This is a genomic window from Bradyrhizobium australafricanum, from assembly GCF_020329495.1.
Classification (GTDB): domain Bacteria; phylum Pseudomonadota; class Alphaproteobacteria; order Rhizobiales; family Xanthobacteraceae; genus Bradyrhizobium; species Bradyrhizobium australafricanum.
This window is the reverse complement of the sequence record NZ_JAGKJL010000085.1, coordinates 1-12,468: the sequence shown is the minus strand read 5'-3', so window position 1 is coordinate 12,468 and position 12,468 is coordinate 1. Positions and strand designations below refer to the sequence as shown.

At 64.8% G+C, this 12,468-nt stretch carries 9 protein-coding genes; 7 read left to right on the top strand and 2 right to left on the bottom strand.

Features of this window, described 5'->3' with window-relative positions:
• Positions 1 to 111 precede the first annotated feature (111 nt).
• The 3 genes from carB (at position 112) to J6525_RS41335 (ending at position 4,997) form a co-directional block, all read left to right on the top strand.
• On the top strand, positions 112 to 3,576 hold the full coding sequence (gene carB, locus J6525_RS41345; protein WP_225648970.1) for a carbamoyl-phosphate synthase large subunit: 3,465 nt from the start codon (positions 112 to 114) through the stop codon (positions 3,574 to 3,576).
• Positions 3,577 to 3,773: 197 nt separating this feature from the next.
• Positions 3,774 to 4,247, top strand: coding sequence for a transcription elongation factor GreA (gene greA / locus J6525_RS41340; RefSeq protein ID WP_018269816.1), 474 nt, complete (start codon positions 3,774 to 3,776; stop codon positions 4,245 to 4,247).
• A gap of 354 nt (positions 4,248 to 4,601) precedes the next feature.
• Entirely contained in the window at positions 4,602 to 4,997 is a 396-nt protein-coding gene (locus J6525_RS41335; protein ID WP_057017035.1) for a DoxX family protein, read from the top strand.
• Positions 4,998 to 5,122: 125 nt separating this feature from the next.
• Here J6525_RS41335 and J6525_RS41330 read toward each other — a convergent pair whose 3' ends face one another.
• Positions 5,123 to 5,602 (bottom strand): Lrp/AsnC family transcriptional regulator, encoded by a 480-nt coding sequence (locus J6525_RS41330; protein ID WP_016845095.1) that lies wholly within the window; start codon positions 5,600 to 5,602, stop codon positions 5,123 to 5,125.
• Positions 5,603 to 5,884: 282 nt separating this feature from the next.
• Here J6525_RS41330 and trxB point away from each other — a divergent pair, with 282 nt between their 5' ends.
• The 3 genes from trxB (at position 5,885) to J6525_RS41315 (ending at position 9,218) form a co-directional block, all read left to right on the top strand.
• Positions 5,885 to 6,850 (top strand): thioredoxin-disulfide reductase, encoded by a 966-nt coding sequence (gene trxB, locus J6525_RS41325; protein ID WP_225648969.1) that lies wholly within the window; start codon positions 5,885 to 5,887, stop codon positions 6,848 to 6,850.
• Between the two features lie 2 nt (positions 6,851 to 6,852).
• Complete coding sequence (locus J6525_RS41320) at positions 6,853 to 7,773, top strand: LysR family transcriptional regulator (protein ID WP_026192264.1); 921 nt, start codon at positions 6,853 to 6,855, stop codon at positions 7,771 to 7,773.
• Positions 7,774 to 8,303: 530 nt separating this feature from the next.
• Positions 8,304 to 9,218 carry a 4-hydroxy-tetrahydrodipicolinate synthase family protein gene (locus tag J6525_RS41315; protein ID WP_225648968.1) on the top strand — a complete coding sequence of 305 codons (915 nt, stop codon included), beginning with the start codon at positions 8,304 to 8,306 and terminating at the stop codon, positions 9,216 to 9,218.
• Between the two features lie 163 nt (positions 9,219 to 9,381).
• Here the strand turns inward: J6525_RS41315 and J6525_RS41310 are convergent, their stop codons facing one another.
• Positions 9,382 to 11,775, bottom strand: a complete 2,394-nt coding sequence (locus tag J6525_RS41310) for a heavy metal translocating P-type ATPase (RefSeq protein ID WP_225648967.1) — start codon at positions 11,773 to 11,775, stop codon at positions 9,382 to 9,384.
• Between the two features lie 65 nt (positions 11,776 to 11,840).
• Here J6525_RS41310 and J6525_RS41305 point away from each other — a divergent pair, with 65 nt between their 5' ends.
• Entirely contained in the window at positions 11,841 to 12,116 is a 276-nt protein-coding gene (locus J6525_RS41305) for a metal-sensitive transcriptional regulator (protein WP_225648977.1), read from the top strand.
• Positions 12,117 to 12,468 lie beyond the last annotated feature (352 nt).

Below are 12,468 nucleotides of genomic sequence, written 5' to 3'. Positions count from 1 at the left end.
CCCGCGCGCGAGGGATCGCGCTTCCGGCGCTACAACATGTAGCGCATGGCTCGAGGGACGCGCGGGAAGCGCGCCCTTTTTTTGTGCCTAAATTCCAGTCCGCGAGAGCCGATGCCCAAAAGAACCGACATCTCCACCATCCTGATCATCGGCGCCGGTCCCATCGTGATCGGCCAAGCCTGCGAGTTCGACTATTCCGGCACGCAGGCCTGCAAGACGCTCAAGGAAGAGGGCTATCGGATCGTCCTGGTCAATTCCAACCCGGCCACGATCATGACCGACCCGGAGCTGGCGGATGCGACCTATATCGAGCCGATCACGCCCGAAATCGTCGCCAAGATCATCGAAAAGGAACGCCACGTCGTGCCCGGCGGCTTCGCGCTGCTGCCGACCATGGGCGGCCAGACCGCGCTGAACTGCGCGCTGTCGCTGCGCAAGCAGGGTACGCTGGAGAAGTTCGACGTCGAGATGATCGGCGCCACCGCCGACGCCATCGACAAGGCCGAAGACCGCCAGCTGTTCCGCGACGCCATGGAGAAGATCGGGCTGCAGACGCCTAGGTCGCGGCTCGCCAACGCGTCGGCGCTGAAGAAGTCCGACCGCGACAAGTACCTCGCCGATCAGGCCAAGCTGTCCGGCCCCGAGCTCGAAGCCTTCGAACGGCAGTGGGAAGGCGGCGAGAACGAGCGGCGCAAGCGCTACCAGCAGCAGGCCTTGGCCGAAGCGCTGATGGCGCTGTCCGACATCGGCCTGCCCGCGATCATCCGCCCCTCCTTCACGCTCGGCGGCACCGGCGGCGGCATCGCCTACAACAAGGAAGAATATCTCGACATCATCGAGCGCGGCCTCGACGCCTCGCCGACCAACGAGGTGCTGATCGAGGAATCCGTTCTCGGCTGGAAAGAGTTCGAGATGGAGGTGGTGCGGGACAAGAAGGACAATTGCATCATCATCTGCTCGATCGAGAACGTCGATCCGATGGGCGTGCACACCGGCGATTCGATCACGGTGGCGCCGGCGCTGACGCTCACCGACAAGGAATACCAGATCATGCGCGACGCATCGATTGCGGTGCTGCGCGAGATCGGGGTCGAGACCGGCGGCTCCAACGTGCAGTTCGGCATCAATCCGGACGACGGCCGCATGGTCGTGATCGAGATGAATCCCCGCGTGTCGCGCTCGTCGGCGCTGGCCTCCAAGGCCACCGGCTTTCCGATCGCCAAGGTCGCCGCCAAGCTTGCGATCGGCTACACGCTCGACGAGATCGCCAACGACATCACCGGCGGCGCGACGCCGGCCTCGTTCGAGCCGACGATCGACTACGTCGTCACCAAGATTCCGCGCTTTGCGTTCGAGAAATTCCCCGGCGCCTCCTCCACGCTGACCACCTCGATGAAGTCGGTCGGCGAGGTGATGGCGATCGGTCGCACTTTCCAGGAGAGCCTGCAGAAGGCCCTGCGCGGGCTCGAGACCGGGCTGACCGGCCTCGACGAGATCGACATCGAGGGCCTCGGCCGCAGCGACGACAAGAACGCGATCCGCGCGGCGCTCGGCACGCCGACGCCGAACCGCCTGCTGCAGGTCGCGCAGGCGATGCGGCTCGGCTGGTCCAACGAGGATATCTTCAATTCCTGCAAGATCGATCCCTGGTTCCTCGCGGAGCTGCGCGCCATCGTCGAGATGGAAGGCAAGATCCGCAGCAGCGGCTTGCCGACCAATGCGTTCGCCATGCGGATGCTGAAGGCGATGGGCTTCTCCGACGCGCGGCTCGCCGTGCTCACGGAGACCACCGAGGCCGACGTCACCGCCAAGCGCCACGCGCTCGGGGTGCGCCCGGTATTCAAGCGCATCGACACCTGCGCGGCGGAGTTCGCTTCACCGACCGCCTACATGTATTCGACCTATGAGCGGCCGTTCGCCGGCGAATTTGCCGACGAGAGCGCGCCGTCGGACCGCAAGAAGGTGATCATCCTCGGCGGCGGGCCGAACCGCATCGGCCAGGGCATCGAGTTCGACTATTGCTGCTGCCACGCCTGCTTCGCGCTCGAGGACGCCGGCTACGAGACCATCATGGTCAACTGCAATCCGGAAACGGTATCGACCGACTACGACACCGCCGACCGGCTGTATTTCGAGCCGCTGACCGCCGAGGACGTGCTCGAGATCATCGCGACCGAGCGCAAGAACGGCACGCTGCACGGCGTGATCGTGCAGTTCGGCGGCCAGACCCCGCTGAAGCTTGCCCACGCGCTCGAAGCCGCCGAAGTGCCGATCCTCGGCACCTCGCCCGACGCGATCGACCTCGCCGAGGACCGCGACCGTTTCAAGCGCGTGCTCGACAAGCTGCGTCTCAAGCAGCCGAAGAACGGCATCGCCTATTCGGTCGAGCAGGCCCGCCTCGTCGCCGCCGACCTCGACCTGCCGCTGGTCGTGCGTCCGTCCTACGTGCTCGGCGGCCGCGCGATGCAGATCATCCGCGAGGAGAACCAGCTCAACGACTACCTGCTGGGAACACTGCCCGAGCTGGTGCCCGCCGACATCAAGGCGCGCTACCCGAACGACAAGACCGGGCAGATCAACACCGTGCTCGGCAAGAACCCGCTGCTGTTCGACCGCTATCTGTCCGACGCGACCGAAGTCGACGTCGACTGCCTCTGCGACGGCAAGGACACCTTCATCGTCGGCATCATGGAGCACATCGAGGAAGCCGGCATCCATTCCGGCGACTCCGCCTGCTCGCTGCCGCCGCATTCGCTCGACGCCAAGACCATCGAGGAGCTGGAGCGGCAGACCCGCGAGCTCGCGCTCGGGCTCGACGTGGTCGGCCTGATGAACGTGCAATACGCCATCAAGGACGGCGAGATCTACGTGCTCGAGGTCAACCCGCGCGCATCCCGCACCGTGCCGTTCGTCGCCAAGGTGATCGGCACGCCGGTCGCCAAGATCGCGGCGCGGATCATGGCCGGCGAAAAGCTCGCCGACTTCAAGCTGAAGAAGAAGAAGCTCGGCCATGTCGGCGTGAAGGAATCGGTATTCCCGTTCGCGCGTTTCCCCGGCGTCGATACTGTGCTCGGACCGGAGATGCGTTCGACCGGCGAAGTGATGGGCATCGACCGCTCCTTCGAGGTCGCGTTCGCGAAGAGCCAGCTCGGCGGCGGCACGCGCGTGCCGCGGCAGGGCACGGTGTTCGTTTCGGTGCGCGGCGACGACAAGATGCGCATCGCGGATGCGGTGCGGCTGTTGCACTCGCTCGGCTTCAAGGTGATGGCAACCTCGGGCACGCAGCGCTACCTCAGCGACAACGGCGTGCCGACGGAAAAGGTGAACAAGGTGCTCGAAGGCCGTCCGCACATCGTCGACGCCATCACCAATGGCGACGTCCAGCTGGTCTTCAATACCACCGAAGGTCCGCAGGCGCTGGCCGACAGCCGCTCGCTGCGGCGGGCTGCCCTCTTGCATAAAGTGCCATATTACACCACTCTTTCGGGCGCGGTGGCGGCCGCACGGGGAATCCGGGCCTATCGGGCCGGGGACCTTGAGGTCCGCACGCTTCAGAGTTACTTTTCCGAAAGCTGACCGCTGCCCGGGCTGAAGGCCCGAAGCGGTCAATTAGCCGAATGGCTGGAACTCACCGCGCAATTGGATGTTGTCACGGCCCTTAGCGGGGCCGAATATCACTGGGCTTCCGGGCGCGTTGGCGCCCTGATTCCTGCGTTAGCTGAACTGGATATTCGTGCACGGCCGCCGGGCGCGCGCGATGAAGGACGAAGATGATGGATAAGGTTCCGATGACCGCGGGCGGATACGCCGCGCTGACGGACGAGTTGAAGCATCGCCAATCGGTGGATCGTCCGCGCATCATCGAACACATCGCGGAAGCGCGCTCGCACGGCGACCTCTCGGAGAACGCCGAGTATCACGCCGCCAAGGAAGAGCAATCGCACAACGAGGGCCGCATCGCCGAGCTCGAGGACAAGCTCGCGCGCGCCGACATCATCGACATTTCGAAACTGTCAGGCGACACCATCAAGTTCGGCGCGACCGTGACGCTGATCGATGAGGACACCGAGAAGAAGGCGGTGTGGCAAATCGTCGGCGAAGTCGAGGCCGACGCCAAGAAGGGCCGCATCTCCATCACCTCGCCGCTCGCGCGTGCGCTGATCGGCAAGAAGAAGGGGACCACCGTCGAGGTGATGGCGCCGGGCGGCGCCAAGGCCTACGAGATCACCAAGGTCGAGTGGCGGTAGTTACCTTCACGTGACTGGTGCAGAAAAGCCGCGTCACGCACGCGGCTTTTTTTATGCCCCGCGTTTCTCCCCGGTCTGACAGCAATGTGAATGGAGAGCCGCTGCACGCCATGCCAGTGAGGCCGTGACATGTTTATGCAGTATAATCATGTCGGGGGGACGGAGTTCGGGCTGACGATCGCGTCGCAACACGGATCGCTGCGCGTCACCGTGCCGCTGCCGCGTTCTCTCGCAACTGCCATCGCGCGAGGAATGATTCCAGGCGCAAGGTGTTGACATCACACTCCGGTGGCGGACACCGTGTGTTTCTGCATCTTGCAACGTTCCAGTGTGTCAAACAGGGGGTAAATGACAATGGACCAGATGTTCTCCAAGCTCCAGCCGGTGGCGCTCAGCCTGTTCCGGTTCATCACCGGACTGCTGCTGTTTCAGTTCGGCGTTGCCAAAATTTTCAAATTCCCACCCGGGACAATGTTCGAGAAGGTCGAGCTGTTCTCATTGATCGGCGCGGCCGGCGCACTCGAATTGGTACTCGGCGGGCTCCTGATGATCGGTCTCTTCTCGCGGATCGTCGCCTTCATCCTGGCGGGTGAAATGGCCTTCGCTTACTTCATCGGCCATTTCCCAAAAGGGTTCTACCCGCTGCTCAATAACGGCAGTCTGGCGATCGCGTTCTGCTTCGCCTGCCTCTACCTTGCGACCTCGGGTCCGGGTCCGATCAGCGTCGACGCTGCGATGGGGAAGAGGTAGCAGCGCTAGGCGCTTCCCACTCATTGACGACGTCATTCCGGGATGGCGCGTTAGCGTCAGACCCGGAATCTCGAGATTCCGGGCTCGATGCTAACGCATCGCCCCGGAATGACGCGCACGGCGCTCTAGCCGACCGCCTTCAATCCCAGCGGCACCGCGGCCTCATATTTCGAATTGTGCAGCACCAGTGACGTCCTGACGTTGCGCACATGCGGCGCCGCCGTCAGGTGGGTGACGAAATCCTGGAACGTCGCCATGTCGGGCGCGACGCATTTGAGGATGAAATCGACTTCGCCCGACAGCATCCAGCATTCCCGCACCAGCGGCTCGGCGCGCACGAAATTCTCGAAGGCGCGGAGATCGGCGTCGGCCTGGCTCGACAGATGCACCGAGGCGAACACCGTGACGTCGTAGCCGAGGCGGCGCGGATCGAGCAGGCCGCGGTATCCCTGGATGTAGCCTTCCTCCTCCAGCGCCCGGACCCTGCGCAGGCAGGGCGGCGGCGAGATACCGACGCGTTTGGCCAGTTCCACATTGGTGATTCGGCCATCGGCCTGGATCTCGGCGAGGATTTTGAGGTCGATCTCGTCAAGGTTCTTCGACACGCGACTACAGTTCCCTAGGGGTTTGGAAGGCTTGGCAGGTCCGCCGGCAACTCTCATAGCGCAGCCCGCTGGCATTGCGCAATTTTATTGCGCGTGCAGCGCACGATTTCGCGAATGTGACTTCAGTTCCGGGGAAAAATCGCTGCCATGGATTGCAAATCTTGCATAGCTTCCCAGATATCTTAGACTTGGATTTGACACTTTCAGCACCGCCGTGACCTGCTTCCGGGGTGCTTCCCACACAAGTCCCCGTCAAAGTCCCCAGCAGAGAGGGATCAGCTAATGCCCGCGCCTGTCCACGCCAAGGTCGTCATCATCGGGTCCGGCCCCGCCGGCTACACCGCAGCGATCTACGCGGCACGCGCGATGCTCGAGCCGGTGCTGATCCAGGGCATCCAGCCGGGCGGGCAGCTCACCATCACCACCGACGTCGAGAACTATCCCGGCTTCGCCGATGTGATCCAGGGCCCCTGGCTGATGGAGCAGATGGAGAAGCAGGCGGCCCATGTCGGCACCAAGATCGTTACCGATCACGTCAACAAGCTGGAACTCGGCCAGCGCCCGTTTCGCCTGACCTGCGATTCCGGCGAGGTCTATCTTGCCGAGACCGTGATCCTGGCCACCGGCGCTCAGGCGCGCTGGCTCGGCCTGCCCTCGGAAGAGAAGTTCCAGGGCGGCGGCGTGTCGGCCTGCGCGACCTGCGACGGCTTCTTCTATCGCGGCAAGGAAGTCGTGGTGGTCGGCGGCGGCAACACCGCGGTCGAGGAAGCGCTGTACCTGACCAATCACGCCTCCCAGGTCACCATCGTGCATCGCCGCGGTCATTTTCGCGCCGAGCGCATCCTGCAGGAACGGCTGTTCAAGCATCCCAAGATCAAGGTGGTGTGGGATTCGGCGATCGACGAGATCTGCGGATCGGAGAACCCGAACAAGGTCACTCATGTGCGGCTGAAGAACGTCAAGACCGGCGCGCACACGAACCTCAAAACCGACGGCGTCTTCATCGCGATCGGCCATGCGCCGGCGACGGAGCTCGTCAAAGGCCAGATCAAGCTGAAACCGTCGGGCTATGTCGAGGTTGCGCCGAACTCCACCGCGACCTCGATGCCCGGCCTGTTCGCCGCGGGCGACGTGGCGGATGAAACCTTCCGGCAGGCGGTCACCGCCGCCGGCCTCGGCTGCATGGCTGCGCTCGAGGCGGAACGCTTCCTGGCTCTTCGCGCGAGCGATCGCGCAGCGGCGGAATAATCATGGCACGATCTCGCGACGGATTTACGGATATGGATTGGGACAAGCTGAAGGTCTTTCACGCAGCGGCGGAGGCTGGCAGCTTCACGCATGCCGGCGAACAGCTTGGCCTGTCGCAATCGGCGGTCTCCCGCCAGGTCAGCGCGCTGGAGCAGGAGCTCTCGGTGTCGCTGTTTCACCGCCACGCCCGCGGCCTGATCCTCACCGAACAGGGCGACCTGCTGTTCCGCACCGCGCATGACGTGTTCATGCAGCTGCAGGCGGCCCGCGCAAAGCTCACCGACAGCCGCGAGCGGCCGAGCGGCGACCTCAAGATCACGACGCCGCCGGCGCTCGGCATCAACTGGCTGATCCCGCGGCTCGACGAGTTCACCGCGCTCTATCCCGACATCCGGATCTCCCTGATCGTCACCGACGAGGATCTCGACCTCTCGATGCGCGAGGCCGACGTCGCGATCCGCACCCGCAAGCCGACCCAGCCGGACCTGATCCAGCGCAAGCTGTTCTCGATCGGCTTCCATGCCTACTGCTCGCCGGAATACATCAAGCGCTTCGGCACGCCACGCACGCTCGATGATCTCGACTCGCACCGCATCATCATGCTCGGCGACTCGCAGGTGCCGGCGCATCTGCAGAACCGCAGCTGGCTGATCGATGCCGGCCGCAACGGCTCCGGTCCGCGCGAGCCCTACTTCAAGGTCAACAACATCCTCGGCCTCGTGCGCGCCTGCCAGCAGGGCCTCGGCATCGCCGCGCTGCCGGACTATCTGGTCGAACAGAACAACCTCGTGCAGCTGTTCGGCGAGTCCGACTCGATCGCGCTCGACACCTACTTCGTCTATCCGGAAGAGCTGAAGACGGTGGCCCGGGTGCAGGTGTTCCGCGACTTCGTGGTCAGCAAGGCGCAGCGCTGGCCGTCGTGATTAAGCCGCCCTTATAGGGCTGCTTTATAGGGATATCCGTGCTGCCCCCGGTCTCCGCATGACTGACATGCGACCTGGATAGTTGCTGCAAGCCGTCGATGGGGATCATAGTGCTTACACGCTGAGCGTTCGCGTCGCGCATATGTCCCCCTCCTCCAGTGGCGCGGAAGTTCAGTAATCCCTCTTGGAAGGTGATTGTGTCGGCCTCACGTGGCCAATACCTTAAGCCGGGCTCACTCGAGCCCGGCTTTTTTTCATCGCCGTGCCTTTTCACCTCCACGTCATGCGCAAAACGCGCCGCACGCGCCGATCAGCATGTGCATTGACAACAACCTCGCAGCGCAGCATCATTATCCAATGATCACGACTTCGTGCGCCGTTCTGTCGTCGAAAAAAGCTCCCCTCCCGGGGACACGAGATCGCGCGCGATAAGATCACCTTCGCATTCAGACCGATCCCGAAACCCCGCCGCCTGGACGGGGTTTTTTGTTGGTCCCGTCTCCGGCTTTGCCTTCTTAAGGAGATGGAACATGACCGATCTACATCAGCAATTGCAGGGCCTCTGGCTGCCTTTGATCACGCCATTCCGTAACGGCGAGCTCGACGTCACGTCGCTGCGGCGTCTCGTACGGCACTACGCCAATGGCCCCGTCGACGGGTTCATTCTCGGCGCAACCTCCGGCGAGGGCATGGCGCTCAGCGTGGACGAACTGGAGGGGCTGGTGAGCGTCGTGCTCGACGAGCTCAGTGCCAGCTCCCGCCATTTGCCGGTCTGTCTCGGGCTCTCCGGCGCCTCGACCGCCCGGATGAAGGAAGCGCTGGATGATACGGCCGACTGGCCGATCAACGGCTATCTGATCGCCAGCCCCTATTACATCAGGCCCTCGCAACGCGGGCTCGTGCAGCACTTCAACGCGCTCGCCGATCACGCGTCGTGGCCGATCGTGCTTTACAACATCCCCTATCGCACGGCGGTGAACCTGACCAACGAGACGCTGCTGGCGCTCGCGGACCATCCGAACATCGCCGGCATGAAGGATTGCTGCGCCGACCGCGCGCAGTCGATCGACTTCCTCAACCGCCGGCCGGCCGGCTTTCGCGTGCTGACCGGCGAGGACGCGCAAACCTTCGATGCGCTCTCGGACGGCGCCGACGGCGCGATCCTGCTGTCCGCACATCTGGAAACGAACACCTTCGCTGCGATCCGCACGCTGCTGCAGCAGGGCCAGCGCGATGCGGCGCTGGCCGCCTGGCAGAGCGTCGTCGGCCTGACGAGGCTGCTGTTCGCCGAACCGAGCCCCGCGCCCGCCAAGCACTGGCTATGGCGGCAGGGGCTGATCGACAGCCCCGAGGTGCGGCTCCCGATGGTCGCGGTGAGCGAGGATCTCGCAACCTGGCTCGATGCCGAGATAGAGCGCCGCGCGCAGCTGCTGGTGCCGGCGTGATCGCTCCGCTCCCTCTCCCCGTTCTTACGGGGAGAGGGCTGGGGTGAGGGGCTGCTTCCGCACAAAAGGCGAGAGACAGACTCGTGGAGAGTCCCCCTCACCCGGATCGCATTTTGCGATGCGATCCGACCTCTCCCCGCAAGCGGGGCGAGGTAAGAGACGCCTAGTCCAGCTTCACCTGCGAAAGCCGCAGCGCATTGCCGATCACGCTGACCGAAGACAGCGCCATCGCGGCGGCACCGACCATCGGCGACAGCAGGATGCCGAACAGCGGATACAGCACGCCGGCCGCGATCGGCACACCGGCGGCGTTGTAGACGAAGGCGAACGCCAGGTTCTGGCGGATGTTGCGCATGGTCGCGACCGACAGCCGCCGCGCGCGCACCAGGCCCATCAGGTCGCCCGTGAGCAGCGTGACGCCGGCGCTCTCGATCGCGACGTCGGTGCCGCCGCCCATCGCGATGCCGACATCGGCGGCGGCGAGCGCCGGTGCGTCATTGACGCCGTCGCCTGCCATCGCGACGGTGCGGCCCTCGCCCCGCAGCCGCTGCACGACCTCGCTCTTGCGCTCCGGCAGAACGCCGGCCTCGACGTCGTCGATGCCGAGTGTCTTTGCCACCGCCCGCGCGGTGGTCTCATTGTCGCCGGTCAGCATCACGATGCGCAGGCCCTCGGCACGCAGTGCCTGCAGCGCGCTGGTCGCGGACGGCTTGACCGGATCGGCAATCGCGATCACCCCGGCGATGCGGCCATCGACCGCGACATAGATTGCCGTGGCGCCGTCCCGCCGCGCGGCCTCGGCCGCCTCGTCGATCGCTGTCGTCGCGATCTTCAGCTCGGCCATCAGCAGCGCGTTGCCGAGCGCAACCTGCCTGCCCTCGACCGTGCCGGTCGCGCCCTTGCCGGAGGGCGAGGCGAAATTGCTGACGGCGGACGATGCGAGCTTGCGCTCCCTGGCGGCGGCGATAATCGCCTGCGCCAGCGGGTGCTCGCTGCCCTGCTCGACACTGGCGGCAACGCGCAGCAGATCGCTCTCGTCGAATCCTTCGGCGGCAATGACGCGCACGACCTTCGGCTTGCCCTCGGTGAGCGTTCCGGTCTTGTCGATGACCAGCGTGTCGATCGCCTCCATCCGTTCCAGCGCCTGCGCGTCGCGGATCAGGATGCCGGAATGGGCGCCGCGGCCGACGCCGACCATGATCGACATCGGCGTTGCCAATCCCAGCGCGCACGGACAGGCGATGATCAGCACCGTGACGGCGGCGACCAGCGCGAAGGTCAGGCGCGGCTCCGGACCGAACACCGTCCAGGCGATGAAGGCGAGCACGGCGGCGGCGATCACTGCCGGCACGAACCAGCCGGCGACGCGATCGGCGAGCCGCTGGATCGGCGCGCGCGAGCGCTGCGCCTTCGCCACCATGTCGACAATCCGCGACAGCATGGTGTCGCGGCCGATCTTCTCGGCGCGCATCACGAGGCCGCCGCTCTGGTTGACGGTGCCGCCGATCACGCTCGCGCCTTCGGCCTTCGTGACCGGCATCGACTCGCCTGTGACCATGGACTCGTCGATGACCGCACTGCCCTCGACGACGACGCCGTCGACCGGAACCTTCTCGCCCGGCCGCACGCGCAGGCGGTCGCCGACCTTGATCGCGTCGATGTCGATATCCTCGTCGCCGTGTTCGGTGATGCGCCGCGCGGTCTTTGGCGCGAGGCCGAGCAGCGCGCGGATCGCGCCTGAGGTCTGCGCGCGGGCGCGCAATTCCAGCACCTGGCCGAGCAGCACCAGCACCGTGATGACGGCCGCCGCCTCGAAATACACGGCGACCGCGCCATGCATGTCGCGGAACGCGGGCGGAAACAGCTGCGGCGCCAGCGTCGCGACCACGCTGTAGACATAGGCGACGCCGGTGCCCATCGCGATCAGCGTGAACATGTTGAAATTGCGGGTGACCAGCGACTGCCAGCCGCGCACGAAGAACGGCGCGCCGGCCCACAGCACGACCGGCGTCGCCAGCACGAGTGAGATCCAGTTCGACCAGTGCTGCGGCACCAGCTGCATCAGCCCGAGATGGTTGCCCATCTCGAGCACGAACACCGGCACGGTCAGCGCGAGGCCGATCCAGAACCGCCGCGTCATGTCGATCAGTTCGGGATCGGGGCCGTCGTCGAGCGAGACCTGCTCGGGCTCCAGCGCCATGCCGCAGATCGGGCAGCTGCCGGGACCGACCTGGCGCACCTCCGGATGCATCGGGCAGGTGTAGATGGTGCCCGCGGGCGCCGGCGGCTCCTCCTCGCGCGGCTTGAGATACTTCTCAGGGTCGGCCTCGAAACGCTCGCGGCAACGGCCGCTGCAGAACAGGTACTCCTCGCCCTGGTAGCTGAAGCGATGCTTGGCGGTCGCCGGGTCGACCTTCATGCCGCAGACCGGATCGATCGCGAACGCCGCCTCGGCCGGCGGCGTGTCGTGATCATGCTTGCCGCCGCAGCAGGAATGCGCGGCCGCGCCATTGTGGTGATGATCCGCGTGCGAATGGTCGTGCTTTGCGTGTGCCACGAAACTCTTCCCGGCCGGTAATCCGACCTCTTGATTTAGATACCCTAGGGGGGTATATGAGACCTATGAGAGACGAGGTCAAGACATCCTGCGTAAAACGGCTCAAACGGATCGAAGGTCAGATCCGCGGGTTGGCCGCCATGGTCGAGGACGACCGCTATTGCATTGACGTGGTGACGCAGATCGCGGCCGCGCGCGCGGCGCTGCGCCGCGTCGAGGAAGAGGTGCTGCGCGATCATGTGGCGCATTGCGTCGAGCATGCGATCTCGTCCGGCGACAAGGCCGACCAGCGGCGCAAGATCGCCGAGCTGATGGACGTGATCGGGCGTGCGGACAGGTGATCTAAAGCGCCACCCCATACTCGATGTCGTCCCTGCGAAAGCACTAGGGCATTTACACATCTCTTCGAGGCTAGAAAACCGACTCATCATCAAGGGGTTAGCTACTAGGCGAGAGCCGAAATCGGCGGGCGCAACCCTAGTGCAGATGAGTAAGTTCTCTGCGGTTTTCGGCCAACTCTTTGAGAAGACTCCGGAAAGACTGCGGAGGATATGTATATACGCTAGTGCGAAAGCAGGGACCCATAACCACAGGACGTGGAGATGGAGCGAGCTGGGGCCACAGTTCGCTTCAACAACGCAACCCTGTGGTTATGGTCCCGGGTCGCGCTTCGCTTGCCCGGGACGACGTGGG

Coding starts and splice junctions, on each gene's coding strand:
- J6525_RS41335 (WP_057017035.1), top strand. CDS start 4,602: ATGGACCAGATGTTCTCCAAGCTCCAGCCGGTGGCGCTCAGCCTGTTC.
- greA (WP_018269816.1), top strand. CDS start 3,774: ATGGATAAGGTTCCGATGACCGCGGGCGGATACGCCGCGCTGACGGAC.
- carB (WP_225648970.1), top strand. CDS start 112: ATGCCCAAAAGAACCGACATCTCCACCATCCTGATCATCGGCGCCGGT.
- J6525_RS41320 (WP_026192264.1), top strand. CDS start 6,853: ATGGCACGATCTCGCGACGGATTTACGGATATGGATTGGGACAAGCTG.
- J6525_RS41305 (WP_225648977.1), top strand. CDS start 11,841: ATGAGAGACGAGGTCAAGACATCCTGCGTAAAACGGCTCAAACGGATC.
- J6525_RS41315 (WP_225648968.1), top strand. CDS start 8,304: ATGACCGATCTACATCAGCAATTGCAGGGCCTCTGGCTGCCTTTGATC.
- trxB (WP_225648969.1), top strand. CDS start 5,885: ATGCCCGCGCCTGTCCACGCCAAGGTCGTCATCATCGGGTCCGGCCCC.